This window comes from Lentilactobacillus fungorum (assembly GCF_016860605.1).
Lineage (GTDB): Bacteria > Bacillota > Bacilli > Lactobacillales > Lactobacillaceae > Lentilactobacillus > Lentilactobacillus fungorum.
Window position 1 is genome coordinate 302,328 of sequence record NZ_BNJR01000004.1, and the last position, 26,962, is coordinate 329,289.

A 26,962-nucleotide genomic window follows, 5' to 3' on the forward strand; every position below is an offset into this window, starting at 1 on the left:
GATATTTACTCCTTACCATGAAATCAATTCTATCAAATTTTTAGCTTAAAAACTAGAACCGTTCCCCATTCTTTAATTAATTATGATATTCTAAACAATGATATTTATTTTTTGAAAAAGGACGTTGGTTATGAAAGTTAAAAAGACAAAACGAATCATCATCTATACCATGTGTTTTTTGGTACCACTCGCAATTGCGACTTGTTATTTTATTTATCGCCGGTTTGCCCCGTTTGGTAATTCTTCGATCTTAACGGTTGATATGGGACAACAATACATTGATTTTTTTGCCCACTATCGAGATACACTCCTACATAATCCAAACGGCTTTATTTACTCCTTTGCAAACGCTTTGGGCGGTGGCATGATTGGAACCTGGAGTTACTATTTGATGAGCCCGCTTAATCTGTTAATTTTACTGTTTCCGCTGGCAAAAATGCCCAGCGCGATTGCCATTATTTCGTTACTTAAATATGGCTTGAGTGGCTTGAGCTTTGGCTATTTCCTAATTCAATCAAAGAAATATATCAGCTGGTCGATTGTTGGGTTTGCGACTGCTTATGCCTTGATGGGCTGGATGATTGCAAACCAATTCAATACACTTTGGATTGACGCCGCCATTATCTTACCAATTATTTTCTTAGGATTCCAAAAGCTTTTACGGGATCAATCAAGCGTTTTATATGTCGTTGCTTTGACGGCCATGTTCATTATCAACTATTACATGGGCTGGATGATTGCCATGTTCTTAACTGCTTATATGGTTATATATGGAATTGCCAGGGCCTACCCGGTTGAAATAAGTGCTTATGGTCATATCATTTTCAAGTGGATTAAAGCCTCCGTTTTAAGTGCGATGCTATCTGCTTGGTTGCTGATCCCAACCTTCTTTTCATTGCTCGCGGGTAAAACGCATTACACTCGAAATCAATTCCAAATTCGATTTGAATATAATCCATTGGATATGCTCGGTAAGTTTTTTAATGGGTCTGTTGATTTTAAGCAATTGCCGAGTGGAACGGCCAATATCTTTGTTGGCAGCATCGTTGTCGTCCTATTCATTTATTACTTCTTTATTCCAACGATTAAGAAAAATATCCGCTTCGCTAATTTGGGCTTAACCGCATTTATGATTTTCTCCATGGTCTTTCAACCACTGGATTTGCTTTGGCATGGCTGGCAGCTGCCAGTTTGGTACACATTTAGGTTCTCATATCTCTTTTCGTTTTTGATGATTATTACCGCCTTTTCCGCCTTTCTCCATATCTTATCAGAAGGTCTTGATTATAAGCGCTTCTTAATAACTTTAGGCCTCATCATTTTAGGGGTTGCTTACGTCGGCCTCTTTAAGAAACACTTTGAATATCTTAAAGCTGATAACTTTATTTGGGGAAGTGTCTTCTTAGTAATCAGCATTGGTGTGATTATTGCCTGTGCGATTTACAAAAAGAGCTTGTTGTTATCGGTGGCCGTTTTTGCTGTGATGGCTGGAGAAATGGGGCTAAATATGGTCACCTCTTTAAATAATCTAGATTACCTAAAGAGCAGTGACTACACCACCTACGCGCAAATGTTGCGCAAAGAAGTAAATCAGGTCAAGAAACGTGACAAGGGATTCTATCGGATCGGGACAACGTTTGCAAGAACTAAGAACGACGCCTTTACTGCTGACTATAATGGCGGCTCAATTTTCTCGTCAACTCTAGAAGCGGATACGTCTCAATTCTTCAAACATATCGGTCAACCCAATGGTGACTCTTTTGTATTGTATTCAAACGGGACGATGTTTACTGATTCCTTGCTTGGAATGAAATATTATATGAATCAACAGATTCCAGAAAACAATCCGAACAAAAAGCGCCAAAAAGAACCGGTCCCTGCTTTGACTAGAAAACCGGACTTAAATAGTTATGAATTACTTTCGCAGGATAAACTGATTGGGACTTATCAAAATCCATATGCGCTGCCGCTCGGTTTCTTAACGCCCAAGAGTGGCATGAACAATGATAAAATTGCCTCTGATCCAATTGAATATCAAAATGAATTAGCCCACCGCCTGGATCCAAACATCAAGCGTCTTTATGAGCCGACAACCTATTCGCACATTCAATACAACAATATTTACAAGATTTCAAAGCTAAACAACGCGATTTTAAAGAAGAACATGATGGAACTTTCATACATCATTTTAACAATTCCGGTTCAAAAAGATACTTCGTACTACATGACGTTGGGAACTAACTTTAACAAAGGCCAAATTTCGATTTCAGTTGATGGTCAAAACCAAACTCAGTTTACGCCATCAGAACGAACGATTATTGCCAATATTGGTAACGAGCAAATCGATGGCAATATTAATGTTCAAATTTTCGTTAACGCCAGCAGCACGCTGTTGCATGATTTCCGTTTATATAAAGTTCATAATAGTAAAATCGCTAAGTTCTCTAATGATATGAAAAAAAATCCCTATAAGATCACTCAGTGGAACGAACGATCAATGACTGGAACGGTTAACGTCAAATCAAACCAACAGGCTTTAACCACGACTATTCCTTATTCTAAGGGCTGGCACGCAAAAGTCGATGGTAAAGCAGTTACCCCTAAAAAATGGGAGAACATGTTCTTATACGTTCCAATGACAAAAGGTCATCATACGGTTAAATTGAGCTTTTGGCCAGAAGGATTAACTACTGGCATTATTCTTGGATTAATCGGTTGGGCTTTGATTGGATTTGAATTTTATCGAACACGAAGGAAAAAACAAGCCCTACCAACCCAAGCAGCCGATTCTACAGACAAACCATCTTCCAAATAACTAAATTTAAAAAGCAGCTGGTAACCAAACATTTGACGTGTTTGGCTACCGGCTGCTTTTTTAAACCTCAAAATCAATCAAAGTTCACCATTCTCTTGATAAGTATAAACCACGTTTTCTGGATCCTTTTTAGGGTCAAAATCAACTTTTAAATCATACCCCTTAAAAAACCAGCGGTCATCTTCATCCACAAAGTAATGAATCCCATCCTTATCCGTTTGGGTATAAACGTCATTTGGATCATCATCCCTGGTCAAGGCCAATGAAAAGCCATCATGGACAGGTGTTTTTCCATAAACTTTGCCATAAAAACGGACACCATTGCCATTGCCTAAGCCCATTTCTGTTTGGAACCATTTGCTGGCAGCATCAGTCACTATAATTTTCATTATTTGGCCACACCCCTAATTTCGATTGTCATTTCAACATCTTCTATTATATCATCAGGATAATAATTCACAAACTTTTTGAATGATTAGGCAATAAAAAAAGATAAAGGCCTAAGCAGGAACGTTGCCGAGGCCTTTACCACTTAAAACAAATATTTTGTGAAAAAATTGAACGTTACTATTCAACTTTAATAATTTTAACCTTCATGTTTCCAGCGGGAATCTGAATGACCACTTCTTCATTAAGCTTGTGGCCGAGAAGCCCCTTGGCAATTGGTGAATCATTGGAAATCTTACCAGACATTGGGTCAGCCTCGGCAGCCCCAACGATTTGATATGTTTCCGGTTCTTCATCTGGTAGTTCTTTAAACGTCACGTGTTTGCCGACCGTCACTTCATCTTTATCACTATCATTGGAATCAATAATTTCAGCATATTGAAGCATGTGCTCAATTGTATTAATTCGACTTTCTAACATACTTTGCTCATCTTTAGCTGACTCGTACTCGGAATTTTCAGATAGGTCACCGTAACTACGAGCAACTTTAATTCGTTCAACCACTTTTGGTCGTTGATTTAATTTGAGATCTTCCAACTCCGCTTTAAGTTTATCACGGCCATCGGCAGTCATTGGGTATGATTCTTGTTCAGCCATTATATAATTCCCCTTTGTTAATTTAGATTGTTGAATCAAAATTGTCATGAATTTTTTTGTTACCACGTTTCATTAAAATCGACCGCATCTTTGTTGTCAAGAGGTCAATGGCAACTTGATTTTCGCCACCCTCTGGCACAATCAGATCAGCATAGCGCTTAGTCGGTTCCACAAATTGGTGATACATTGGTTTAACGGTTGTCAGGTATTGATTAATCACACTATCTAGTGAACGACCACGCTCCTTGGTATCCCGCTCAATGCGTCGAATCAAGCGAATATCATCATCAGTATCCACAAACACTTTGATATCCATTAAGTCACGTAATCGTTTGTCATCTAAAATCAAAATGCCCTCCAAAATAATCACTTCGCGGGGATCTTGATGAATTGTCTGCGTACTTCTTGTAAATTGATTATAATCATAAACCGGTTTTTCAATCGGCTGATACCTTAAAAGTTGCGTTAACTGTTGAACTAATAAGTCATAATCAAAGGTATTAGGATGATCGTAATTGACCCGTTTTCTTTCAGCCATCGTCATTTCTGATTGATCATTGTAGTAAGAATCTTGCTGTAAAATCATGATCGAATAATTTGATAGTTCATCAAATATTTTTCGACTCACGGTTGTCTTTCCGCTACCTGAGCCACCAGTAACACCAATTACCACGGGACGTTTTTTAGGAGTTGCAGTTGTTGACATGAAATAATCGTCCTTTCAAGCTCATTAGTTTTTATCTTTTTTACTTGCAGAATGTTTTTCGATTTGTGCTTGGTGTTGTGCGTAAGTCTTGGAATAGTAGACTTTTTGGGTTTTGGTATTCGCAAAAAAGTACAGGTAATCTTTCGAGCGGTCAAGTGGATGCAACACCGCACTAATCGAACTCATACTTGGACTGTCAAATGGTCCTGGACCAAAACCAGCATTGACATACAGATTATATGGTGAATCCACTTGTAAATCTTTAGCTGTTAAGGTTTTACTATTTTTGCGAATCGCATACAAAACTGAGATATCGGATTGAATTGGCATGTTAATTCGAATCCGGTTTAAAAAGACACCGGCCATCTTCCGTCGATCAACTTGGTTAACCCCTTCCCGCTCAATCAAAGAAGCGAGGGTCATGAATTCTTGCAGTGTCAATTTTGACTTTTTAATTTCTGGATAATACGGCGTGAGAACCTGATTGGTTTTGGCGACCATTTGTTCGACTAGATTTTTTAAAGAAGTATTTTTCTTTACCTCATAAGTTGCTGGATAAAGATAGCCTTCAAGGCGATACCGAACGCCCTTTGCTTTCATCGCTGAAGCCAGTAATTTCGGGTATTTTTGAGCCAATTGATTGATGAAGCTTTTATCCTTCATTAACGCAATAAAGTCCTTGGCGGTAAAATCAGTTGTAGCTGCAACTTGCTTGGCAATCTGATCAATGTTAATCCCTTCTCGAACCAAAAGTTTCCCCTTGGTACTTTGAATTGGCTGATCAGTACCGCCTCGTTGCAATCGAACCGCAATTTTTTTCAGGCTCATCGCCGGCGTGAGTTGATAATAGCCCGCCCGGAAATTAGCCATATTATTTGACTTAACATAATAATCAAAAACCATCCCGCTCTTAACGATCTTTTGATTTTGCAGAATTGAACCAATTTGTTTGTTGGAAGCACCTAAAGGAATATGAACCTGCTTCACTTGATTATCCTTTGGGTTAAGCGGTTTTAAGGCCTCTTGAAAATAATGATAGCCCATAAAGCCAATGGTTACTGCCAAAACAATAATCAACGTGATCACGGAAATAATGATTCGCCGACCAAGGCTGCGATTGGGTTTTGGACTTCTTCGTTCATCCGGGTTGTTGCGCATCGAAAGCTCCTCCTTTTACACTTACGCTTTCATTATAAAGTCGAAATTACCTAATTTCCGCATTTAAGTCAGCTGTTAACCGTTTTTTAATCTTTTCAAAAGCCGTATTGACTACTTCATCCTTCAAGGTCTCTCGGGGGTTTACATAAGTCAGTGAATAAGCCATTGATTTTTTGCCATCTGGCACGTTTTTACCTTCATAAACATCAAATAACCGAATTCCGTGGAGATAAGCCCCACCACGTTTTTGCATGACTGCCACAACTTGGTCGTTAGTCACGTTACTGTCGACAATCATTGAAATATCCCGTTTAATTGATGGGTATTTGGCGATTGGCTGGTATTGGTCATCATTTTTCGGCAAGTCAATTAGTGCCTGCATGTTTAATTCAAAGGCATAAGTTTCTTTAACCTTAAACTGTTTGGCAATCCGTGGGTGAATTTGGCCAATAAAACCAACTTGATGGCCGTGAATTAAAATATCAGCTGTCCGACCTGGATGCATTTCAGGATAATGATCAGCCGCGACGTACTCAATGTCGCCTTTAATACCCAAATTCACAATGAATTGGTGAACCATTCCCTTCATCACGAAAAAGTCAACCGGCTTTACATGGTTATTCCATGATGGATCCGTTAAATTACCGGTGATCACCCCAGCAACGTGCTCAACTTCTTCTGGCCGTATTTGATCAGCGGAATCTTTATAAAAGACCCGGCCAATCTCATATAGCGCAACGTCGTCCACTTTATGGGCGTGATTATAAGCCACGTCATCTAGTAAGCCGGACAAAAGGTTCATTCGCAATGTCGTATGATCCTGCGTCATTGGCCAAAGCAGCTTGGTTTCCTCACTGGCGCGCATTAAGAACATCCGAGCTTTTTCAGCAGTCGTCAGTGAATAAGAAATGGCTTGGGTCAATCCAATGCCTTCAAGGATTTGTCGGGATGCACGCTCCAAACGTTGAGTGGCAGTCAGAACGCCGATGGTTTGGCGACCGGTTGGCAATGTTGCCGGTAGATTATCGTAGCCATAAATTCTAGCTATTTCTTCAAACAAATCAGCGTCAATGTGAATATCCCAGCGACGAGCAGGAATCGTGACGGCTAATCCTTCTCCCTGTTTAACGCTGGTAAAGCCCAATCTGTCAAAGATACTTTGAATTTCATCAATTGTAAGTGTCGTTCCCAGAACATGGTTTGCCCGATCAGCCGTTATTGCAATAACTGGCAGTGCTGGATGATAATCACTAGCGGTCACTATCCCTTTAGCCACTTTGCCACCAGCCAGCTGATGAATTAAGGCTGCAGCCTCATTAATGGCATCTTCAACGCCATCAGGGTTAATCCCCCGTTCAAATCGTTGCGCGGCTTCTGAATGCAACACATGCCGTTGGGCTGTCTTTCGAATGTGAAACGAATCAAAGATCGCCGATTCAATGACGACATTTTGTGTTTGATCACTAATTTGCGTATTTAAGCCACCCATGACACCTGCAAGGGCGATTGGCTGGGCATCGTCGGCGATTACGATATCTTCTGGTGACAACTCCTGCTCGTCTTCATCTAAGGTGGTCAATTTTTCACCTTGATGCGCATTGCGAACAACAATATTGCCGTTAATCTTATCTTGATCAAATGAATGTAATGGTTGCCCGTACTTTAACAAAATATAATTCGTCACGTCAACTACATTGTTAATAGGTCGAATGCCCGCATTCCACAGCGTTATTTGCAACCAAGATGGGCTCGGCGCCACTTTGACGTCTTTAATAACTCGCAACTTATAAGTTTTGGCCAGCTGTTCGTCTGCAGTCGCTGAAATTTCATTGGCAGCATCAATTGAGTCATCTTCATTCACAACCGGCTGTTTGATCTCAGGGTGCTGATCATAGATGGCCGCCAACTCATGAACTGTTCCAATAATGCTTAGCATATCACCACGATTAGGGGTCACATCCAAGTCAATAATTGGATCATCCATTCCCAAATAATGATAAACAGGTTCACCGACTGGCACGTTGTCATCAAAGACATAAATACCATCAGCCCATTCCTTTGGTACAACATCTTTTGAAAAACCAATTTCATCTAACGCACAAATCATGCCTTCTGACTCTACGCCACGCATTTTGGAGCGCTTAATTTTAACGTTACCGCCAATCCGAGAATTGGGGAGCGCCACAATCACTTTTTGGCCAGCAGCGACATTGGGCGCGCCACACACAATTTGGAGTGGCGTATCTTCGCCAACGTCGACTGAACAAATGTGTAAATGATCAGATTCAGGATGATTACTCATCGTTAGGATGTGACCAACTACCAGCTTCTTTAAACCCGTTTCACCAAGGGTTACTGAATCGACTTCTACAGCCGTCCGTTCAATTTTTTCAGCTAAGTCCTTGGCAGGCATATCCAATTTTAAGTATTGTTTGAGCCAATTGTAAGATACTTTCATTTTTAATTACCCCTCTTGCTGAATTGATTTAAGAAACGAACGTCGTTGAGATAAAAATCACGAATATCATCAACCCCATACTTCAGCATAGCGAACCGATCAGGGCCAACACCAAAGGCAAAGCCGCCGTAAATGCTGGCATCAACCCCAGCCATTTTCAAGACATTTGGATGGACCATTCCGGCACCTAAAACCTCAATCCAACCAGTGTGCTTGCAGACGTCACATCCCTTGCCCATACAATTAAAGCAAGTCACGTCAACCTCAACTGATGGCTCAGTAAACGGAAAATAACTCGGCCGCAAGCGAATATCGAATTTGTCACCAAAAATGTTTTGGGCCATTGTGATTAATGTCCCCTTAAGGTCAGCCATTGTAATATGCTCGTCAATAACCAGTCCTTCGACTTGATGAAATTGATGAGAGTGGGTCGGATCATCCGTATCTCGTCGATAAACGATCCCGGGTGAAATCATTTTGAGCGGTCCCTTTGAAAAGTCGTGCTTTTCGAGAGCTCGGGCCTGCATTGGTGAAGTTTGCGTTCGCATCAAGATTTCTTTGCTCAGATAAAAAGTATCCTGCATATCGCGAGCCGGATGATTTTTCGGTAAATTCATCATTTCAAAGTTATACTTATCTTCCTCAACTTCAGGGCCGGTAAGTACTTCATAGCCCATCCCTAAGAAAAGATCAACGATTTGATCAATAATTTGTTGAATCACGTGGGGCTGGCCTTGAGCGACTGGTTTTCCAGGCAACGTCACGTCAATTTTTTCAGCAGCCAACTGCGCATTAAGCTGCCTTGCTTCTAGTCTATCTCGTTGGGCAGCAACCGCTGTTGTAATCGCATCTCGAATTTTATTGGCATAACTTCCCACTTGTGGTCGCTCTTCTGGCGTCAGTTCCTTAATCCCGCGAAGGGCCGCTGTAATTGGCCCTTTTTTGCCTAACAGATGAACCCTAATTTCATTGAGCGTTTTTAAATCGGCTGCTTGGGAAATATTCGCCAGCCCATTTTCTTTAATCTCGGATAATTGATCCCGTAAAGACATAGTATCCCTCCAAAGTGATTTTTTTGCACAAAAAAAGCTTCGCCCACAAAGGGACGAAGCAACGCGGTACCACCCTAATTTGCCGACTACTGACAGTAGCGGCACACTCAATTTATCTTTAACGGTGATAACCGGAAATTTTTCGTTATGTTTAACTCCCAATTTCAGCTCGAAAAATGAATTCGTGAAGCGTTTTTACCCTGTTCACACCGCCCACAGGGTCTCTGAATAAAACCGCAACCTACTACTTTTTTCTCAAACACTTACCAATGAATAATAAGCTAAAATAAAAAAATGGTCAAGCTACTTTTCCAAGTTAGCGTACCATTTTTCTGACCAAGTATGAATTGAGTGCATAATTGGCGCCAATTCTTGGCCTTGTTCGGTCAATGAATACTCGATCAATGAAGATTCCGGATACTCGCGCCGATCAACAATTCCGTCTTGCTCAAGCTCTCGAAGTCGTTCAACAAGGACCCGATCACTGCATTTAGGAATCTGTCTTGCTAATTCACGAAAGCGCATCGTACCTTCTTGTAATAAGACATCGATAATTAAACCATTCCATTTCTTCCCCAGAAACGAGAATGTTTTTTCAAACTTCGGACAAAGATAGTAATTAACGGCATCTTCTAGTCCAACCATCTGCTTCATAGAATTCCCCCAATCAAAATTTAATGAGTTCAATGACTTACTTGCTCATTGAGATTCGTCGTACCCGATTTTTGAAATCAGCCAGTTTAACCTTCACTGGGCTCATAAATTCGTGAACGGCTTCGTAGTCATCTACTAAAGAAACTATAACACTTTCTTCATACTTTGGTCTAGCAAGTGTTAATCCCCACATATGTTTGAGGATAATATCCTTTTCAATCGGAGAAAGTTCAGTGATCTTTTCAGCGTTTCTTAAGGCAACCCGCGGGTGAATAAATGCATGAGAGCCGAGGTCAAACTTCGTGGTTCTCCAGTCATAGAAAAATAAATCATGAAGGAGTCCTGCCCGTGCAACCGCCCGATAGTCTAAGCCTCTTCTCTTAGCAATCTTATAACTGTCAAAAGAAACTGCTAAAGAGTGTTCTAACCTGGTTGAATGATGGTGTTGTTTATAATTTGCTAATTTTTGGACAGTATCATTCGCTAACAAGTCAGCAACTAATGCGCGATACTCGGAATCATTTTTCCATTCATTCTTTTGCATATAATTCCCCTTTGCCTTTTATTAACTGCTATAATACATGGTATTGCAGTAAATATCAATCAAAAAGATTTTCATTGAACTAAATGAAAAATTAGGATGCCACTGGCCACTGCCACGTTCAACGACTCCGCTTCCCCTTTCATTGGAATATACAGGTTCTGATCGACCGCCGCTAAAATTTCCGGGGCAACCCCATTTCCTTCATTACCCATAACCAATCCAAATGAACTGGTAGGTTTAACTTCTTGATATGAAACGGCTTGATCATTTAATTCAGTTCCATAAGTTGGGATGCTTTGCGCTTTTAGTTTAGACAGCCAGTCAAGAATATTGCCACTAAATAATTTCAGGTGAAACTGGCTTCCCTGCATCGCCCGAACGACCTTTGGATTATAAATGTCTGCCGAACCATTACCAAAGACGATGCCCGAAACACCAGCAGCGTCTGCTGTGCGGACCATCGTGCCAATATTGCCTGGATCTTGAATATTATCTAACAATAGCCAGCTGCCGGCTAAATTTTTTGGAATCGTGTTGTGATAATCGGCAGTTCTTAAAATTGCAAAGACGCCTTGGGGAGTTTCTGTCGCAGAGATGTGTTTAGCAATTTCTGGTGTAATTAAGTATGTTGGGACACGAGTCGAATCAACTGCCAATTTGGTCAAAAAAGCTTCGTCAACGACCATCACTCCCAGAAGCTTTTGGTGGTGGCTAATGGCTTCACCCACAATATGCCAACCTTCAATAATGTACTCCCCGGCCTTAAGGCGTCCTTTTTTTGACTGCATTTTTCGCCATGCTTTGACTTTACTATTTTGATTTGACGTAATTTTTTCCATTTTTATCTCCTATAATCAGTATTTAGGTGGTGTTTCATTTGAAACGACAAAAGCAATCAGTTGAAATGATCGTTACCGGCATCGTCCAAGGCGTTGGCTTTCGCTACGCTACAATTAAACTTGCAGAAGCTTTAAACATTAACGGCTGGGTTAAAAACAAGCCAGACGGGTCAGTTCAAGTTGTGGCCAGCGGCTCGCCGGATAACTTAACCCATTTTGTTAACAAGATTAAGCAGTCGCCCACCCCTTACGGTCGAGTTGACCATATCACAGTTAATTATATAACCAATTTTGATCATAAAGGGTTCGATGTGAAATATTAAATTGAAAAGTTTACTAGAATCTAGTAACATTACTTTTGTTTGTGTACTAAATTAAGAAAGGTCCTACTAATGAAAAAAATTAAACATGTATCGACTCTCGGGCTTCTCGCGGGATTAGCACTATTACTAAGTGGTTGTGTCCAAACGACTAAATCTGGGAAACCATACGGCGTTATCTATGATTACTTGGCCCGACCAGCCCAAGCTATTATGGAAGCAATCGCCCAAATTGTTGGTAGTTATGGCTGGGCAATAATTGTTTTAACGGTCATTGTCCGAATGCTGCTGCTACCAATTATGATTCGCCAACTCAAAGCTTCAACGATTCAACAAGAAAAGATGCAATTAATTAGACCCCAAATGGCTGAGATTCAAAAACGGCAAAAAGCAGCCACAACGCAAGAAGAAAAGGCTGCCGTGAGCCAAGCAATGATGGCACTTTACCAAAAAAATGGGATTTCAATGACTGGCGGGATTGGTTGTTTGCCACTGCTAATTCAAACACCTATTTTTTCGGCCCTGTATTTTGCTATTCGCTACTCACCGGAGCTTTCCCACACAGTCTTCATGGGAATTCAGCTTGGTCAATCTAGTTTACTGCTCGCCATTTTATCCTTTCTATCCTACCTGCTGCAAGGCTATATTGCTTTGCTTGGAACTCCCCAAGCACAAAAGAAGCAAATGGGAATGATGATGCTGTTTAGCCCGGTGATGATTCTTTTTATCACAATGAGCGCACCGGCTGGCCTTGGCATTTACTTCTTCATCGGTGGCCTATTCGCATGCTTGCAAACGTTAATTATTAATCTTTACCGACCGCGAATCAGAAAGAACATTGCCAAAGAAATGGCTGGCAAACCCAAAGTAACTGTTGAAGACTTAATGCCAAAAGCCCCTGCTCCACAGACATCTGCCAGGGAGAACGCTTCATATAACCAACAGCGTAATCGACAACGTAATGCCGGCAAACAACGCCATGCTGGTCAGCCATCTACCAAACAACAGACAGTTCAACCTGAACCGCAGAAGCCAGTTAATCAACCAACCAACCGCAGCCGAAATGCTGGTAAACAGCGAAATGCCGGCAAACAGCACCGTCAACGTTAATCATTAACTGATCACCAGCATTATACCCTTTTAATAACTACATTAAAGAATACCCGTAAACCAACGCTTCTAGACATTGGCTTACGGGTATTTTGATCCTAACCGCCATTATTTGGCTAACAATTCCCTACAACAAAAAAATCCCAAAGACGAGCCGGAATATCAAAAGAATTCAATATTTGGGTTGCCGTTGAGATTACTCACAAACTAAACACCAAATAACGATTGGCATAAAATTTTGAGTTAACAATTAATGATCATTGATCTTGTTTTGATGAATCCCCTGCTCCGTCTGCCGGAGTGGCTTGATCATCAGCACCTTCAATATCTTTTTCAGACATATTAGTAATAATTGGTAAATTCACTTGAAAAATCGAGCCATATCCCAATGAACTTTCAATCGAAATATTACCATGATAAGCCTCGATAAGGCGGTGAGCAATTGATAACCCCAAGCCATTACCGCCCTTGTTTCGACTACGAGCTTTATCAACCCGATAAAAACGATTAAAGACCTTTTCCTTGTCCGCTTGAGAAATGCCTTCCCCAAAATCTTGAACGGCAATATTAACCATCGACATCGACGTCGCCAAGGATAAGTGGACCTCTTTGCGCTTAGTTGAGTATTTAATGGCATTATCAAGTAAAATCACTAAAACCTGCTCTAAGTGATTGCGGTAGATCTTAACATAAACACTCCCCTGGGTATCATCATCAAACGTAAAGGTAAAATCAGGATGGATCATTTTGAAATCATTATAAACTTGTTTGAAGACATCATTAACATTGGTAATTTCTTCGCCATAATTAATCTCAATTTGCTCAGCCCTTGATAAGTCAAGCATTTCAGCAACTAAACTCTTCATTCGTTTAGTTTCTTGAAGGGAGGCGTTTAAAGATTCAGACAAGACTTCCGGGTCATCTTTCCCCCATCTCAATAACATCTCAATGTGCCCTTGAATCACGGCAACCGGCGTTCTGAGTTCATGAGAAACGTCTTCAACAAATTGCTGCTGCTGGTCAATATAGCGCTTGGTTTGATCTAGCATGCCATTTAGCAGCGCTGCCAAATCAGCCAGTTCATCATTGGTTTTAAGCTCAGGTACTCGAGCATCAGAATCCGGGTCACGCTTAACTTGATTGATGGTCCGCTGAATTTCATTAATGGGTCTTAGCAGTTCTGCTGCCAGTAAATAAGCAAAAACCATCGCAATGATAACTGAAATGAGTACCAAAATTATCAGAATCGCCAATAATTTCCCAGTTGTCCGGCGATAATCGCCTAATTGATCCGTTACTTGTGCATAACCAACTAATGATCCGTTTTTCTTAGAAAGCAAGGGTTCTGTTCCAACCAGGGCTTTTTTGCCTTGATACTTTGTAACCGTAATTTTTCGTTTATCCGTCGAACGGAATTTAACCGGCGCATTCCGTGACTCAAATAATTGCTTCCGGTTGACATCATACACATTAACCAAAATGTTATCCCTTGAAAAGTTCACAATCAAAGCGTCCGAATAAATATTATCAGAGCCAGTCTGATTATTTGCAGCAGTTGAACTGCCATTTGAGATATTTGGCTGTAAATAACGATCAACGTCGCGTTTACTTAGTGGTGACTGATAATTAGATAAGCGTGATGAAACCGTTGTTAACGTGTCGTTAATGTGAATTTTTTCTTGCTGCAATAACACATTTGTAAATCGATTAAATAGCAACACAGAAAAAATAACGACAATCGCTAAAACGCCAAGAGATGTAAAAAATGCCCATTTCCATTTAAGTGATACTTTTCGTTTGGTTCGATTATCATTGGACTGGGTCATGAACGCATCACGTACCCAGTCCCCCTAACAGTTTGAATGTAACTGTTCTCGCCAGGACGATCAATTTTGTTTCTAAGGTAACGAATATAAACATCCACAACATTTGTCTCGACTTCGGAATCATAGCCCCAGACCTTGGTGAGTAATACATCACGAGCTAAAACCACATCAACATTTTCCATTAATGTTAACAACAGCTCATATTCACGTTTGGTTAAGTTAATGACTTCATCGCCACGACGAACAATCCGACTTTCCTTTTCGATCGTTAAGTCTTTAAAGGTAACTGATTTTTTACTGTTCTTTTGTTGGTCATTTTCAATTTGAATCCGCCGAAGCAAGGCTCTAATTCGTGCTAATAATTCTTCAATTGCAAATGGTTTAACAATATAATCATCAGCACCATGGTCAAAACCGGAGACCCGATCAATAACAGAATCTCTGGCAGTCATCATGATAATCGGTGTGTTCTTTTTTTCACGAAGCCTCCTAGCAACTTCCATCCCGTTTAATTCTGGTAACATTAAGTCCAACAAAATGACGTCAAAATTTTCATCTAACGCCGCTTGTAGACCAGTTCTACCATTCAATTCAACCTGCGTTTCATACCCCTCATGCTTTAATTCAAGTTCGACGAAGCGCGCTAAGTTCTTTTCATCCTCAATAATCAAAATTCGACTCATAAATGATCAGCTCTCCTAGGTATTCTAATTTAAATTTATTAATATAGCTTGAAATGTTTTAACGTAACTCTCATTTTAACATAATTACGTTAGCCATAGTGGGATACTTTAACGTTTTGGCGGAAATCCAAATAAATTTTTAATAAGCAGACTTTAATTGGAAACTTTTTTCATATTTTTCATTTTTGTGTATTTTTTCACTTGAATCCATCGACCATCTTGCCTATAATATAGGTGTTTGAAAATATATTACAAAAAGGATGATTACTAGATGAAAGCAGCAGTTGTACGTGATCCAGTCGACGGATACGTCGATATTAAAGATGTTAATTTGCGACCAATCCACGAAGGGGAAGCCCTAGTTAAGGTTGAATATTGTGGATTATGTCACACAGATCTCCACGTTGCCGCCGGAGACTTCGGCAAGGTACCCGGTCGCATTATTGGCCATGAAGGAGTCGGCCGTGTCATTCAAGTTGCTGACGACGTTGATAACTTAAAGATTGGCGACCGTGTGTCAATTGCTTGGTTCTATCGAGGCTGTGGCCATTGTGAATATTGTACTACTGGCCGTGAAACCCTTTGCCGAAACGTTCAAAACTCTGGCTACACGGTTGATGGCGCAATGGCTGAACAAGTCATTGTCCCAGCTGATTACGCTGTTAAAGTGCCTGAAGGCCTTGACCCAGTTGAAGCAACTTCACTGACCTGTGCTGGTGTGACGATGTACAAAGCGTTAAAAGTCGGCGAAACACGCCCTGGTCAATGGGTTGAAGTCGTCGGTTGTGGCGGTTTAGGTAACTTAGCCGTTCAATACGCCCACAATGTCTTTGGTGCTCACGTCGTTGCCGTAGATGGTAACGAACAAAAGTTGCAGGCTGCTAAAGAAAATGGCGCCGATATTACCATTAATCGTCATGACCCAGATGTTGCCGAACAGATTCAAAAGAAGGTCGGTGGCGTTCACAACGCCCAGATTACCGCTGTTACTACTGATGCCTTCACCACTTCAGTTAATGCCTTACGTCCAGACGGCAAGTTAGTTGCCGTTGCGCTTCCTAAGGGTGATATGGCGCTTAATATCGATAAGACTGTTCTCGACGGCATCCAAGTTGCCGGCTCACTTGTTGGTACCCGTCAAGACTTAAAAGAAACCTTCCAGTTTGGTGCTGAAGGTAAAGTTAAGCCAATCGTTCATACCCGCCGCCTTGACGAAGTAAACAAGATCATTGACGAAATGAAAGCCAACCAGATTGTTGGTCGGATGGTTGTTGACTTTACTAAATAAATAACCAATTAGCATGAAATAATTTAATGAGAGACCGCGACAAAATGATTTTGTTAGCAGTCTCTTTTTATTTTGCCTAAATTAAAACTACCAACATCACGATTAAAATCATCTAAGCTATGTCATTTCATTTTTAGCCAGAAAAAAACAGCTTAGAATCCATGGCGTTCTAAACCGTTTAATGAAACTACTTGTTATCTTTAATCACTTTACGGCCCTTATAAAAGCCTGATGGTGAAACATGGTGCGGTAAGCTGTATTCGCCGGTCTTAGGATCCAGACTCAAATTAGGAGTCGTTAACTTAATGTGGCCGCGACGCATCCGCTTCCGTGCTTTAGATGTTCTCCGTGCTGGTGTTGCCATCCTTTTTCCCTCCTCGTAAATCAAACTATCCACTAGTGAATTTTTAAGTCCAGCATTAATTAGAATCTTGGTTCTTAAAAAGATCCTTTAACTTTGCTAGACGTGGATCAACAGTTTTTAACTCTGCCTTTTGAGCCTGATAATCATCCGCTAATAAAACTTCCCAGTCCTTGCCACTTGGCATTTTTTTACCAGCCACTTCATCAGGAGACAGAACGTGCATCGGAATATGCAAAATAACGTTATCAACGACAGCGGCTTGCATATCAATTTGGCTATCTTCGTCAACAACAAAAACAACGTCATCTTTATCATATCGTGACTCAGCAGCCTTTGAAGGAATATAGTACTCTTCAACACTGAAATCTAACGGCAAATCAACTGGTTCAAGTGATCTTGATGACGGAACAACCAACTTGCCTACAATATGAGTATCAATGATAACATCGCCACGATCAGAAAACACCCTGCCATCGATATTAAACTCAGTCGCATCGATAACCTCATTGGCATATCGATCTAACAACTCATCTTTAATATCAATTCTTTCATTAAACATGAAAGGATCTGTATCGGAGTACTTTTGAAGATCCTTAAAGTACCATTTCAATATAATTCCTCCAATGCAACAAAACTCATTATACCGGCAACAAATAGGCTTGTCAAGGCGTTTTGCTTGATAGGTGAACCCTCAATTTTGAATAATCGGATGCTGATAAAAGTCTTGAGAAACGTTTGTCACCATTTGATAGAGCATCCCTGCCTTAAAGTCCATCTTAATCCGTTGCTGGACAATATCGTCAGTAATCTTGGTAATCATAGGCAGCGCCAGCGTCTTCTTAATTTGGCTTAAATAGGCCTGCCCCTTCCTAGTGAAGCCTAGCAACCGCAAGTAAGTTGGCTCTACCAGCATGTCTCGCGTATAGGCATGAACCATAACGTAGGCGCATAATCGTTGAATCCTAGTATACGTATAACGTTTTGTTTTTACCAAATGTAAGAAGTTTTCAAATGAAGTCGCTCTCATGGCACACCGTTTTAATCGGTATTCGATTCCTTCCGTCATTTGATAAATTTTGTGAAGTTCAGCGATTGGCGTCTCTACTAATTCAAATCTCAACATTGGCCAAAAATCACGCCAACTCACTATTTTTTGGGATCGGGCCAATCGATAGGTGTTGCTGGGCACGAACCGCTCTATTGATGAGTCCCCGCCATTTACCAATACGTTTCGAATAGCTGAGGCGCTTGAAATGGCGCCACTTTGCTCGAGTTGATCATCATTATGGCCGCTCCCCATTCGTTTAATAGGCAACAATTTTAACGGTGATCCCAAATTAAAATTTGCGTTCGCATAACCAAAGGCTAGAATATCATTTGGCTGATTCAATCGGATCCCAGTTTGATCAAACAAATAATCTTGAAAGATTGAAGCATATGGTCGATCAAATTGTTTAAATCGACTGTCATGATGGGGCTGGTGATCAATCAGCTGCTGATAATCAATAGTGGGATTTTCTGCACCAAACGAAAGCCACTCGCATTGCATGGCGGCGATTAGTTGAACCGCGCCGGCCGCAAATAAATGCGATGGCTGAACGGCTGAATAAAACGGTAATTCAATGACGACGTCCACCCCGTTCGCCAAGGCAATTTGGGCCCGCTGCCATTTATCAAAAATGGCCGGCTCGCCACGCTGCAGCCAATTGCCGCTCATCAAGGCAACGACGACATCAGCTCCTGATAGTGCTTGAGCCTGCCGTAATTGATACAAATGACCATTATGAAACGGATTATATTCAGAAACAATTCCAACTGCTCGAAGCATTAACCACTACTCCTTCACAACGTCAACAAACCACCGTTTCACTCGTTCAACATATGGCTGCTCACCAAAATCAGTCGTAAATATGGGCCTCTTAAACCCATTAACAGCCAATGCCGCAGTCAGCTCATCACGATCATACGCCCGTTCACGATGTAACTCACTATACGCGTCATAAGCATCCTTTTGCGCGTTATATAAAAAGAAGCTTAAGTCATGTTCAACTGATACTGGTGCAAAATCACCTTCATAACTGGTCCACATAAAAGCAGCTGTTTCATCTCGATAATTATACATGAATCCTGGATAAACGACTTTAATTTGATAAGGGGTAATCACATCAAATAAAAAGTGGCCGCCCGAATTCAAATGTTGGTTCACAGAATTAAATGTTTGCCTTAGATCAGCTGAGGTCACTAAATAATTCAGTGAGTCATCAAAGCAAGTAATGATATCGTATTGATCCAAGCCCTCTAAATCACGCATATCAGTTTGGATGAATGGAATACTGACGCCGGCTTTGGTTGCGCGTTGATCGGCCATCGTTAACATGTCAGTGGACAAATCAGCTCCCGTAACTTGATAATTAGCGTCGGCTAACTTAACGGCCAGCCGTCCCGTCCCACAGGCAAGGTCCAAAATCTTGGTAGCTGTGGCTAACTGATGATGCGTCTTGGCCACGTTAGTTGTATACGTTAGCCATCGATCATACAATGACACATCGAATAAATCATCATAAAACTGAGCAAACTTACTGTAAATCATACTTCAACCCATGAATCGATATTAACAACTGGTGCATCCGACCACAACTTTTCAAGATTGTAGAAATCACGAACTTCTTTTTGGAAGATGTGGACGACAACATCGCCCAAGTCAATGAGGATCCAACGAGCAGAGTCTTTGCCGGAAACACTATAAACGTTAACGTTATTCGACTCTACTTGGTCAATTACCTCGTTGGCAATTGCTTTAACCTGTCGATCTGAATTAGCATCTGCAATCACAAAATAGTCAGCCATCAAGCTAACCTTTTGCATGTCTAGAACAACAATATCATTAGCGCGTTTACTATCAGCAGCGCGGACAACAACTTGTGAAATTTCTTTACTATCCATACTTACTCCTTATCTAGTCCTGAATTTGGTACCCAACTATTGTAGGTAACAATGGTTTGCGGGAAAACGGGCTTGTTATGAGCAACTAAGTAACTAAGGGTTTGTTTAGTTTGAAAGGCCACTCCTTGTGCCAAATTGGCAAAGGTGATCTTTCTAGCCTCATCAACTCCCGGAAAATCTCTACCCGGTTCAATATAATCTGCCATATAAACAATCTGTTCCAGCGGGGTCATATATTCATGACCAACTGTATGATAACGAACTGCATTTAATATTTCAATATCATTGATCTGAAGTTCGTTCTTAACAAATAGCCAGCCAACAACGCCGTGCCAAATGGCATTCCCATAATGAAGCAGTTCCGGATCCAAGTGATACTGTTTAATTGCTAAAATAAAATCTTCATCCGGCCGCTGCTTGGCATAGTCGTGAACCAATCCAGCAATGCTGGCGCTTTGAAGATCAACCTTATTTAAGGCAGCGAGCTTCATTGCGGTCTGCTCAACCCGTAAAACATGCTGGAAACGACTATCTGTTAGGGCAGCTTTTAACTTTTCAACCAATTCTTCTCGGCTAAAAGGCATTCCCTTGTACGCTAATTGCCTATTTTCCATACAATTGATGCTCCTTTATATAGTTTTCCACCCCGTTGGGAACCAAATAACGAATTGACTGATGTTGATGGATCTTTGACCTAATAAATGAAGAAGAAATGTCAATATACGGGACATCGACCCAAATAATGGGATATTTAGATGTTGGTGCGTAACCATCGCGCTTAACCCCAACAAAGGACACCAATTTGACTAAATCATCAATTCGATGCCACTTTGGTAGATAATTGACCATGTCACCACCAATAATAAAATAATATTGGTTCTCGGGATGCCTTCTTGTCAGTTCAACCATCGTATCATATGAGTAACTGATACCGCCACGATTCACTTCGGCCAGTTCAATTGAAAAATGAGGGTTGTCCCAAATGGCAATCTGAATCATCGCCACTCGGTCCTTAGCATCAATTGCAAGTTTGCGATCAACATGCGGTGGATTAGCATCGGGCATAAACAAAATCTTATCTAGTCCTAATTGATCAAGCACTTGTTGGGCAACAATCAGATGACCATTGTGGATCGGATTAAAGGTCCCGCCAAGAATACCAATCCGTTTACCATTGTTTCGGACGACTGTTTTCGTTTTTGGAAGTGTCTCTACCGTGCGAACAACATTAACCATTTTAAAATACCCCTAAATTGAGAATACTTTTTTTGATATTTCTTGATGATTCTGATGATTGGAAGGTTTGAACAAAATAAGGGTTTTCCCAATTGTCTGAACCACCACTACATCACTATTAGTTTCGATATATGTCTGAATGTCAGCCAAAGACGTTGCTGAGTTTTGTAAAACGTTCACTTTAATTAATTCTCGACTGGCTAAAGCTCTTTGAATCTCCGTCAGCCAAACCGCAGATGGTCCATTTTTACCAATTTCAAAAATGGGCCGTAATCGATTGGCGCGAGCTCGTAAAAATCGTTTTTGCTTTCCAGTTAATTTCATAGTTACCCCTTAATTCTCTAAATCATCGCGGGCCGAAGCAAAACAGCAACGCCCTTTGGTGCCCATCCCACTATTGAAACACCACTCGGAACAGTAATCCAGCCTAAGCCTTCTATGACCAAGTCACTCTTTTGAGTCGTTTTAAACTCGTGTGCTTCAAGGGCTGGAAAATCAGCGACATGCTCTTGGCTTGGTGGCGTCAATAAATGGCCCACGTGTTTGGTATAGAAACCGTCAGCATTGCTGAGTTTAGTCCGGTGAATATATAAATTGTTTTCGGCATAGACCGTAAAACCATATTTACGATCGCCAGCTCGGTAGTCAAACCTAGCAACGCCGCCAAAGAAGAGTGTCTGCTCAGGATTTAACTGATACTCTTTGGGTTTGATCCGCTTTTGTGGCGTTACCAAGTTAAGTTCTTTACCAACCAGATGATGAGCCATTTGTTCCGGTTGAATAATTCCCGGGGTATCAACCAAATGCTTCCCATCCTTTAATGGGATATCAATCCGATCAAGCGTGGTCCCTGGAAAACGGGACGTGGTAATTAACTCCTGGATGCCAGTTGACTGCTTGACAACGGAATTAATTAACGTTGATTTACCAACGTTAGTAACGCCAACTACGTAAACGTCTTTACCTTTGCGATATTTTTCAATCTGGTCTAGTAAATGATCAACATCCTGGTTAGTTTTAGCAGAAATTAAGTCAACATCAATTGGGCGAATCCCAGCCGCATTGGCTCGCTGCCGCAACCAATCCTTGACCTTATTTTTCTTTAAACTGACTGGCAGCACGTCAAGTTTGTTACCAACCAGTAACACTGGGTTGTCACCGACAAAGCGATGAAGGCCTGGAATCATACTCCCATTAACATCGAAAATATCGACAACATACACAATTAATGAATCCGTATCGGAAATACTGGTCAATAGCTTCAAAAAGTCATCATCGGACAAACTAACTGGGGCGATTTCATTATAGTGGCGCAGCCGAAAACAACGCTGACAATAAACCTCACCACTTGCAAGTCCCTTTTCAAGTGCCGACTTGGGTGTATAGCCAAGCGCCTGTTTATCATTTGTCTGAACCTTTGCGCCACAACCAATACAATGAATAATTTCGCCGTCCACAACAACTTGATTCTCTGCCATAAATACCTCCTAAATAAAGTGAGCGGAGCAAAGCGCTTAGAAACTGGAGCATAAGGCATCTTGGCCGGAAATCCCGGGCTTGGATTTTTGGCCAAGATGTTTTATGCGGAAGTTTCTGCTTTGCGCAGCTGTCCTACAAAAGTGAGCGGAGCAAAGCGCTTTAGAAGTCGAAGTACAAGTCTCCTCGAACGGAAATTCCCAGGCTTGGGATTTTTGTTAGAGGTGCTTGTACGTAGACTTCTGCTTTGCGCAGCTGTCCTACAAAAGTGAGCGAAGCAAAGCGCTTAGAAAGCGGAGCCTAAGTTAACTTGGCCGGAAATCCCGGGCTTGGATTTTTGGGTAAGTTGACTTAGGTGCAGCTTTCTGCCTGGCACAGCTGTCCTACTTCCAATGTAAATCTGGATATTTTTTAATTAACTTATTCCAGACAATCTTTTCAAAATATCGATTAATGGTTGTATTCCATGCATCTGTCCTAACCAGTGGCTTAACCAAAATACTTCGAACCCCACAACTATTTGCGGAAACGACATCGGTCATCAACTGGTCGCCAACCATCACCGTATTTTTCTTGTTTAGATGAAATTCTTTAATTGCGTGCCGAATCCCAATTGATAATGGCTTCATCGCCCTAGGAACAAAAGGTAATTCATAATCTTTCACAGCCGCTTGAATTCGGTGATGGCTATTATTGGAAACAACAATCACTTGAATGCCATATTTTTTAATACTAGCAAGCCACGCTCGCAATTCATCGGAACCAACCTTAGAATTCCACGGCACTAACGTATTATCTAAATCAGTTAAAACACAATTGATTTTGTGTTCCAACAAGAATTGAGGTGAAATACTGTAAATGTTTTCAATCATCCAAGTTGGTTTAAATCGAGACAACATATGTCGCTCCTTAACAAGTTGTTATTTTATTTAAAAAAACTTCCACCAAAGCTATCGGTGAAAGTTATTTTAACCAAATTACTTGAGTGCTTCCTTAGCAGCATCAGTGAGCGCTTTAAAAGCGTCAGTATCACTAACTGCAAGGTCTGCAAGCATTTTACGGTTCATATCAATGTTAGCTAGTTTCAAACCATGCATAAATTGGCTATAGCTAAGATCGTTCAACCGAGCAGCAGCATTAATTCTGGCAATCCATAGTTTACGGAAGTTGCCTTTGTTGGCGCGACGGTCACGGAATGCATAAACCTGTGACTTCATTACTTGATCTTTAGCAGTCTTGAATAAACGGGATTTACCACCGCGATATCCTTTAGCTAATTTTAAAACACGCTTACGACGTGCATGGGTAACTGTTCCACCTTTTACTCGTGGCATTTTGAATTCCTCCTAATATTTAAAGAACGTCATTTTGGACAGATGAGTGATTTTATAGATGTGGTAATAACTTCTTGTAAGTCTTGATGTTCGTCTTGTCCATCATACTAGTACCACGAAGTTGGCGGCGTTGCTTCTTTGTCTTACCGTGAAAACGGTGACTTGTATAAGCATTAGCACTTTTAAACCCACCGTTGGCAGTTCTCTTAAAACGCTTTGCTGCGGCGCGATTTGTTTTTTGTTTAGGCATTGGTAAAAATCCTCCTCAAGTATTTAACAAACTAATTATTTTTTGTCTGCTTCTTTGGGTGACAGCATCAAGAACATGCTTCGACCATCCATTTTTGGCCGCTGAGTAACAGTGGCGACGTCAGACGTTTCTGAAGCCATTCGGTCAAGGACTTTTCGACCAATATCCTTATGGGTAATTGCACGGCCTTTAAATCGAATTGAAACTCTTACTTTTTCGCCCTTTGCTAAGAATTTCTTAGCATTCTTCAATTTGGTGTTAAAATCATTCACATCAATTGTTGGGCTCAAACGGACTTCTTTGACACTGATGACTTTTTGCTTCTTACGAGATTCCCGTTCCTTTTTTTGTTCTTGGAATCGGTATTTCCCATAATCAAGAATCTTTGCAACTGGTGGCTTGGCTTTAGGGGCAACCAAAACTAAGTCTAAATCGGCATCTTCGGCCAGCCGAAGCGCTTCATTCTTAGATTTAACACCCAGTTGATCACCATTAGCACCAATTAAACGAACCTCGCGAGCGCGGATTCCATCATTAACCATCATATCTTTTGCTATGGTACTTCACCTCCGAAATTTTTGGAAAAGCAGAAAGAAAGCGGGCACAGAATTGCGCCCGCTCTCAATTATAGGATCAAAATAACTAGATCCTGACTCGATATCATGCCCAGCAAATTCAAGATTTACTTAGGCGAGAAGCGGGTTGCCTCTGCTTTCATTTAAACAACTATTAAATCATATCATCAATCACAATAAGTGTCAATCAATAATCACTCACCACACGTTAAAGCGATTACTGATTATCTTCACGTGAATAAGATGCGATATCCTTTTGAATTTCATCAACAAATCCGTCAAGCGATTCAGATTGGGTATCCTTTTCACCATACCGCCGAACCGAAACGGAGTTGCCATTTACTTCTTCGTCTCCGACCACTAACGTATATGGGATCTTATGAGTTTGGGCATCCCGAATCAAATAACCCATCTTTTCAGCTCGAGTCTCAACTGAAGAACGAATCTTCAACTTACGAAGCTGCTCATTAATCTTCTTAGCATAATCGCCGTGTTTATCTTGACTAACCGGAATGATCTTAACTTGATGCGGTGCCAGCCAAGTTGGAAAAGCCCCCTTGTAAATTTCAGTCAAGTAAGCAACAAATCGTTCCATGGTTGACACAAGGCCACGGTGAATCATAACTGGCCGGTGCTGTTTGCCGTCTTCACCAACGTAATGAAGGTCAAATCTTTCAGGCAACATAAAGTCCAACTGAATTGTTGACAGTGTTTCTTCGTTGCCGAGTGCCGTCTTCGTTTGAACATCTAGCTTAGGGCCGTAAAAAGCAGCTTCACCTTCTGCTTCAGTGTATTGCAGGCCCATTTCATCCATGGCGCCTTTTAACATCGTTTGTGCTCGCGTCCACATTTCATCATCATCAAAGTACTTTTCAGTATTTTGTGGGTCACGATAACTCAATCGGAACGTATAATCGTTGATATCAAAGTCGTGATAAACATCAACCATCAAATTCAAGATATTCTTGAACTCTTCTTGAATCTGATCTAAAGCCACAAACGTATGACCATCATTCAAGGTCATTTCACGAACCCGCTGTAAGCCAGATAACGCACCTGATTTTTCATAGCGGTGCATCATGCCAAGTTCGGCAATCCGTAGTGGTAATTCACGGTAAGAACGAATGTGATGATTATAAATTTGAATGTGACTTGGGCAGTTCATCGGCCGTAATTCAAGCATTTCACCATCGCCCATATCCATTGGCGGGAACATGTCTTCTCGATAATGAGCCCAGTGACCGGATTGCTTATAAAGATCGAGGTTAGCCAATACCGGTGTATAAACGTGTTCATAGCCGTTAGTTACTTCCTTATCGACAATGTAGCGTTCAATGGTTCTTCGAATCGTTGCACCATTTGGCATCCAGTATGGCAAGCCGGCACCAACCTTGGGATCAACAAAGAACAAATCAAGTTGATTACCAATTACTCGATGATCCCGTTCATGGGCCTCTTGACGTTTTTCCAAATCAGCATCCAACTCTTTTTGCTTGTTAAAAGCAGTTGCGTAGATTCGTTGAAGCATTGGGTTAGATGACTTACCTTGCCAATAAGCACCAGCAACTGACAAAAGTTTGAAGATCTTAACCTTACCAGTGGATGGCAAAACGGCCCCTTCAGCAATTGATTTAAAATCACCAATCTGAAAGAATTTCACTTGACCGTCGACTTCGTTTTGCTTAACCAATTCCTTTTGGTAAGGGTCATCGCCAATTGCTTCATTAGCATCAGCAGCACTTAAGAAAACGACCTTGATTGGCAAATCTTCTTTGATAATCTTATGCATAGACTGACTAAGATCTGCTAATTGATCAACGCTAATTTGTGTATCTGGCTTATCCGTATCAACAAAGAACCCATCGTCATCGGCAGCACTTTCACCAAAATGAATGTTTTTAAACTCATTGGCAATGGCCATCTTTAAAATTTGGGCAGCCGTTTCTCGAAGAACGCTTAGGCCATCGTCACTATCTGCAGTGACGATTTCAATCTTACCGCCTTTATGTAATGGTTCGTCTTTGTTGACAAAATGATCGTCCACCTTGGCAGCCACGGCCTTTTTGCTTAAACTAACTGCAATTGACTTGGCAATGTCTTCTGCCGTGATGCCTTCATCAAACTGTTTAACACTACTATCTGGAAATTCAAATGAAAGTTGTGACATATCTCTTACTCCCTTTTTATTTTGATTAGAACCACAAAAAAATCCCTAGTATACCTAATGTATACTAGGGACGCAATTAGCGCGGTTCCACCCGTATTGGATTCTTGACAGCACAAAGCC

General features: G+C 41.1%; 29 protein-coding genes and 2 other annotated features. Of the genes, 4 read left to right on the forward strand and 25 right to left on the reverse strand.

The window, feature by feature from the left end:
* The first annotated feature begins 130 nt into the window (after window positions 1-130).
* Window positions 131-2,815, forward strand: coding sequence for a YfhO family protein (locus tag YK48G_RS01570; RefSeq protein WP_203628944.1), 2,685 nt, complete (start codon window positions 131-133; stop codon window positions 2,813-2,815).
* A 77-nt stretch (window positions 2,816-2,892) separates the two neighbouring features.
* On the opposite strand, the gene YK48G_RS01575 is transcribed toward YK48G_RS01570, so the two are convergent.
* The 9 genes from YK48G_RS01575 to YK48G_RS01615 all read right to left on the reverse strand — a co-directional run bounded on the left by YK48G_RS01575 (window position 2,893) and on the right by YK48G_RS01615 (window position 11,270).
* Window positions 2,893-3,204, reverse strand: coding sequence for a HesB/YadR/YfhF family protein (locus tag YK48G_RS01575; protein WP_203628945.1), 312 nt, complete (start codon window positions 3,202-3,204; stop codon window positions 2,893-2,895).
* 178 nt (window positions 3,205-3,382) lie between these two features.
* On the reverse strand, window positions 3,383-3,859 hold the full coding sequence (gene greA, locus YK48G_RS01580; RefSeq protein ID WP_203628946.1) for a transcription elongation factor GreA: 477 nt from the start codon (window positions 3,857-3,859) through the stop codon (window positions 3,383-3,385).
* A gap of 22 nt (window positions 3,860-3,881) precedes the next feature.
* The gene (gene udk, locus YK48G_RS01585) at window positions 3,882-4,565 is read right to left on the reverse strand and encodes a uridine kinase (protein ID WP_203628947.1); all 684 of its coding nucleotides are present in this window, start codon (window positions 4,563-4,565) and stop codon (window positions 3,882-3,884) included.
* A 24-nt stretch (window positions 4,566-4,589) separates the two neighbouring features.
* Window positions 4,590-5,723 (reverse strand): endolytic transglycosylase MltG, encoded by a 1,134-nt coding sequence (mltG, locus tag YK48G_RS01590; protein WP_203628948.1) that lies wholly within the window; start codon window positions 5,721-5,723, stop codon window positions 4,590-4,592.
* 46 nt (window positions 5,724-5,769) lie between these two features.
* Window positions 5,770-8,181, reverse strand: a complete 2,412-nt coding sequence (pheT, locus tag YK48G_RS01595; protein ID WP_203628949.1) for a phenylalanine--tRNA ligase subunit beta — start codon at window positions 8,179-8,181, stop codon at window positions 5,770-5,772.
* 2 nt (window positions 8,182-8,183) lie between these two features.
* Complete coding sequence (gene pheS / locus YK48G_RS01600) at window positions 8,184-9,233, reverse strand: phenylalanine--tRNA ligase subunit alpha (RefSeq protein ID WP_203628950.1); 1,050 nt, start codon at window positions 9,231-9,233, stop codon at window positions 8,184-8,186.
* 46 nt (window positions 9,234-9,279) lie between these two features.
* Window positions 9,280-9,500: a binding site (T-box leader), on the reverse strand.
* 36 nt (window positions 9,501-9,536) lie between these two features.
* Window positions 9,537-9,887 (reverse strand): winged helix-turn-helix transcriptional regulator, encoded by a 351-nt coding sequence (locus tag YK48G_RS01605; RefSeq protein WP_203628951.1) that lies wholly within the window; start codon window positions 9,885-9,887, stop codon window positions 9,537-9,539.
* 37 nt (window positions 9,888-9,924) lie between these two features.
* A complete protein-coding gene (locus tag YK48G_RS01610; RefSeq protein WP_203628952.1) occupies window positions 9,925-10,431 on the reverse strand; it encodes an HD domain-containing protein in 507 nt (168 codons plus the stop codon).
* Between the two features lie 71 nt (window positions 10,432-10,502).
* The gene (locus YK48G_RS01615; protein ID WP_203628953.1) at window positions 10,503-11,270 is read right to left on the reverse strand and encodes a TrmH family RNA methyltransferase; all 768 of its coding nucleotides are present in this window, start codon (window positions 11,268-11,270) and stop codon (window positions 10,503-10,505) included.
* Between the two features lie 29 nt (window positions 11,271-11,299).
* On the opposite strand from YK48G_RS01615, the gene YK48G_RS01620 reads away from it, so the two are divergent.
* The gene (locus YK48G_RS01620; protein WP_373300135.1) at window positions 11,300-11,593 is read left to right on the forward strand and encodes an acylphosphatase; all 294 of its coding nucleotides are present in this window, start codon (window positions 11,300-11,302) and stop codon (window positions 11,591-11,593) included.
* A gap of 69 nt (window positions 11,594-11,662) precedes the next feature.
* Window positions 11,663-12,700, forward strand: a complete 1,038-nt coding sequence (yidC, locus tag YK48G_RS01625) for a membrane protein insertase YidC (RefSeq protein WP_203628954.1) — start codon at window positions 11,663-11,665, stop codon at window positions 12,698-12,700.
* Between the two features lie 257 nt (window positions 12,701-12,957).
* On the opposite strand, the gene YK48G_RS01630 is transcribed toward yidC, so the two are convergent.
* Together YK48G_RS01630 and YK48G_RS01635 are read right to left on the reverse strand one after the other, a co-directional pair.
* A complete protein-coding gene (locus YK48G_RS01630) occupies window positions 12,958-14,526 on the reverse strand; it encodes a HAMP domain-containing sensor histidine kinase (RefSeq protein WP_203628955.1) in 1,569 nt (522 codons plus the stop codon).
* Window positions 14,523-15,209, reverse strand: a complete 687-nt coding sequence (locus YK48G_RS01635; protein ID WP_203628956.1) for a response regulator transcription factor — start codon at window positions 15,207-15,209, stop codon at window positions 14,523-14,525. Before YK48G_RS01635 ends, YK48G_RS01630 begins: the two co-directional genes overlap by 4 nt.
* A 271-nt stretch (window positions 15,210-15,480) precedes the next feature.
* Between YK48G_RS01635 and adhP the strand changes: the two genes are divergently transcribed.
* A complete protein-coding gene (gene adhP / locus YK48G_RS01640; RefSeq protein ID WP_203628957.1) occupies window positions 15,481-16,497 on the forward strand; it encodes an alcohol dehydrogenase AdhP in 1,017 nt (338 codons plus the stop codon).
* A 187-nt stretch (window positions 16,498-16,684) separates the two neighbouring features.
* Here adhP and rpmF read toward each other — a convergent pair whose 3' ends face one another.
* The 14 genes from rpmF to thrS form a co-directional block, all read right to left on the reverse strand.
* Window positions 16,685-16,861, reverse strand: a complete 177-nt coding sequence (gene rpmF / locus YK48G_RS01645) for a 50S ribosomal protein L32 (RefSeq protein WP_203628958.1) — start codon at window positions 16,859-16,861, stop codon at window positions 16,685-16,687.
* A gap of 55 nt (window positions 16,862-16,916) precedes the next feature.
* The gene (locus YK48G_RS01650) at window positions 16,917-17,471 is read right to left on the reverse strand and encodes a DUF177 domain-containing protein (RefSeq protein ID WP_203628959.1); all 555 of its coding nucleotides are present in this window, start codon (window positions 17,469-17,471) and stop codon (window positions 16,917-16,919) included.
* An 81-nt stretch (window positions 17,472-17,552) separates the two neighbouring features.
* Window positions 17,553-18,689 carry a nucleotidyltransferase gene (locus tag YK48G_RS01655; protein ID WP_203628960.1) on the reverse strand — a complete coding sequence of 379 codons (1,137 nt, stop codon included), beginning with the start codon at window positions 18,687-18,689 and terminating at the stop codon, window positions 17,553-17,555.
* 6 nt (window positions 18,690-18,695) lie between these two features.
* Entirely contained in the window at window positions 18,696-19,451 is a 756-nt protein-coding gene (locus tag YK48G_RS01660) for a class I SAM-dependent DNA methyltransferase (RefSeq protein ID WP_203628961.1), read from the reverse strand.
* Window positions 19,448-19,804 carry a ribosome silencing factor gene (gene rsfS / locus YK48G_RS01665; RefSeq protein ID WP_203628962.1) on the reverse strand — a complete coding sequence of 119 codons (357 nt, stop codon included), beginning with the start codon at window positions 19,802-19,804 and terminating at the stop codon, window positions 19,448-19,450. The genes YK48G_RS01660 and rsfS overlap by 4 nt, the downstream gene beginning before the upstream one ends.
* A 2-nt stretch (window positions 19,805-19,806) precedes the next feature.
* A complete protein-coding gene (yqeK, locus tag YK48G_RS01670; RefSeq protein WP_203628963.1) occupies window positions 19,807-20,418 on the reverse strand; it encodes a bis(5'-nucleosyl)-tetraphosphatase (symmetrical) YqeK in 612 nt (203 codons plus the stop codon).
* Window positions 20,408-21,040, reverse strand: a complete 633-nt coding sequence (locus tag YK48G_RS01675; protein WP_203628964.1) for a nicotinate-nucleotide adenylyltransferase — start codon at window positions 21,038-21,040, stop codon at window positions 20,408-20,410. Before YK48G_RS01675 ends, yqeK begins: the two co-directional genes overlap by 11 nt.
* Before the next feature lie 12 nt (window positions 21,041-21,052).
* On the reverse strand, window positions 21,053-21,364 hold the full coding sequence (yhbY, locus tag YK48G_RS01680) for a ribosome assembly RNA-binding protein YhbY (RefSeq protein WP_203628965.1): 312 nt from the start codon (window positions 21,362-21,364) through the stop codon (window positions 21,053-21,055).
* Window positions 21,365-21,381: 17 nt separating this feature from the next.
* On the reverse strand, window positions 21,382-22,518 hold the full coding sequence (gene yqeH / locus YK48G_RS01685) for a ribosome biogenesis GTPase YqeH (protein WP_203628966.1): 1,137 nt from the start codon (window positions 22,516-22,518) through the stop codon (window positions 21,382-21,384).
* 381 nt (window positions 22,519-22,899) lie between these two features.
* Entirely contained in the window at window positions 22,900-23,415 is a 516-nt protein-coding gene (locus YK48G_RS01690; RefSeq protein ID WP_203628967.1) for a YqeG family HAD IIIA-type phosphatase, read from the reverse strand.
* A gap of 78 nt (window positions 23,416-23,493) precedes the next feature.
* Window positions 23,494-23,850: a 50S ribosomal protein L20 gene (rplT, locus tag YK48G_RS01695; RefSeq protein ID WP_008856900.1), complete on the reverse strand. Its 357-nt coding sequence runs from the start codon at window positions 23,848-23,850 to the stop codon at window positions 23,494-23,496.
* A 52-nt stretch (window positions 23,851-23,902) separates the two neighbouring features.
* A complete protein-coding gene (gene rpmI, locus YK48G_RS01700; protein ID WP_008856901.1) occupies window positions 23,903-24,100 on the reverse strand; it encodes a 50S ribosomal protein L35 in 198 nt (65 codons plus the stop codon).
* Between the two features lie 35 nt (window positions 24,101-24,135).
* The gene (infC, locus tag YK48G_RS01705; protein ID WP_203628968.1) at window positions 24,136-24,645 is read right to left on the reverse strand and encodes a translation initiation factor IF-3; all 510 of its coding nucleotides are present in this window, start codon (window positions 24,643-24,645) and stop codon (window positions 24,136-24,138) included.
* A 38-nt stretch (window positions 24,646-24,683) separates the two neighbouring features.
* Window positions 24,684-24,820: a sequence feature (ribosomal protein L20 leader region), on the reverse strand.
* Window positions 24,821-24,892: 72 nt separating this feature from the next.
* Window positions 24,893-26,842, reverse strand: a complete 1,950-nt coding sequence (gene thrS, locus YK48G_RS01710) for a threonine--tRNA ligase (RefSeq protein WP_203628969.1) — start codon at window positions 26,840-26,842, stop codon at window positions 24,893-24,895.
* Between the last annotated feature and the right edge of the window lie 120 nt (window positions 26,843-26,962).

Coding starts and splice junctions, on each gene's coding strand:
- YK48G_RS01570 (WP_203628944.1), top strand. CDS start 131: ATGAAAGTTAAAAAGACAAAACGAATCATCATCTATACCATGTGTTTT.
- YK48G_RS01575 (WP_203628945.1), bottom strand. CDS start 3,204: ATGAAAATTATAGTGACTGATGCTGCCAGCAAATGGTTCCAAACAGAA.
- greA (WP_203628946.1), bottom strand. CDS start 3,859: ATGGCTGAACAAGAATCATACCCAATGACTGCCGATGGCCGTGATAAA.
- udk (WP_203628947.1), bottom strand. CDS start 4,565: ATGTCAACAACTGCAACTCCTAAAAAACGTCCCGTGGTAATTGGTGTT.
- mltG (WP_203628948.1), bottom strand. CDS start 5,723: ATGCGCAACAACCCGGATGAACGAAGAAGTCCAAAACCCAATCGCAGC.
- pheT (WP_203628949.1), bottom strand. CDS start 8,181: ATGAAAGTATCTTACAATTGGCTCAAACAATACTTAAAATTGGATATG.
- pheS (WP_203628950.1), bottom strand. CDS start 9,233: ATGTCTTTACGGGATCAATTATCCGAGATTAAAGAAAATGGGCTGGCG.
- YK48G_RS01605 (WP_203628951.1), bottom strand. CDS start 9,887: ATGAAGCAGATGGTTGGACTAGAAGATGCCGTTAATTACTATCTTTGT.
- YK48G_RS01610 (WP_203628952.1), bottom strand. CDS start 10,431: ATGCAAAAGAATGAATGGAAAAATGATTCCGAGTATCGCGCATTAGTT.
- YK48G_RS01615 (WP_203628953.1), bottom strand. CDS start 11,270: ATGGAAAAAATTACGTCAAATCAAAATAGTAAAGTCAAAGCATGGCGA.
- yidC (WP_203628954.1), top strand. CDS start 11,663: ATGAAAAAAATTAAACATGTATCGACTCTCGGGCTTCTCGCGGGATTA.
- YK48G_RS01630 (WP_203628955.1), bottom strand. CDS start 14,526: ATGACCCAGTCCAATGATAATCGAACCAAACGAAAAGTATCACTTAAA.
- YK48G_RS01635 (WP_203628956.1), bottom strand. CDS start 15,209: ATGAGTCGAATTTTGATTATTGAGGATGAAAAGAACTTAGCGCGCTTC.
- adhP (WP_203628957.1), top strand. CDS start 15,481: ATGAAAGCAGCAGTTGTACGTGATCCAGTCGACGGATACGTCGATATT.
- rpmF (WP_203628958.1), bottom strand. CDS start 16,861: ATGGCAACACCAGCACGGAGAACATCTAAAGCACGGAAGCGGATGCGT.
- YK48G_RS01655 (WP_203628960.1), bottom strand. CDS start 18,689: ATGCTTCGAGCAGTTGGAATTGTTTCTGAATATAATCCGTTTCATAAT.
- YK48G_RS01660 (WP_203628961.1), bottom strand. CDS start 19,451: ATGATTTACAGTAAGTTTGCTCAGTTTTATGATGATTTATTCGATGTG.
- rsfS (WP_203628962.1), bottom strand. CDS start 19,804: ATGGATAGTAAAGAAATTTCACAAGTTGTTGTCCGCGCTGCTGATAGT.
- yqeK (WP_203628963.1), bottom strand. CDS start 20,418: ATGGAAAATAGGCAATTAGCGTACAAGGGAATGCCTTTTAGCCGAGAA.
- YK48G_RS01675 (WP_203628964.1), bottom strand. CDS start 21,040: ATGGTTAATGTTGTTCGCACGGTAGAGACACTTCCAAAAACGAAAACA.
- yhbY (WP_203628965.1), bottom strand. CDS start 21,364: ATGAAATTAACTGGAAAGCAAAAACGATTTTTACGAGCTCGCGCCAAT.
- yqeH (WP_203628966.1), bottom strand. CDS start 22,518: ATGGCAGAGAATCAAGTTGTTGTGGACGGCGAAATTATTCATTGTATT.
- YK48G_RS01690 (WP_203628967.1), bottom strand. CDS start 23,415: ATGTTGTCTCGATTTAAACCAACTTGGATGATTGAAAACATTTACAGT.
- rplT (WP_008856900.1), bottom strand. CDS start 23,850: ATGCCACGAGTAAAAGGTGGAACAGTTACCCATGCACGTCGTAAGCGT.
- rpmI (WP_008856901.1), bottom strand. CDS start 24,100: ATGCCTAAACAAAAAACAAATCGCGCCGCAGCAAAGCGTTTTAAGAGA.
- infC (WP_203628968.1), bottom strand. CDS start 24,645: ATGATGGTTAATGATGGAATCCGCGCTCGCGAGGTTCGTTTAATTGGT.
- thrS (WP_203628969.1), bottom strand. CDS start 26,842: ATGTCACAACTTTCATTTGAATTTCCAGATAGTAGTGTTAAACAGTTT.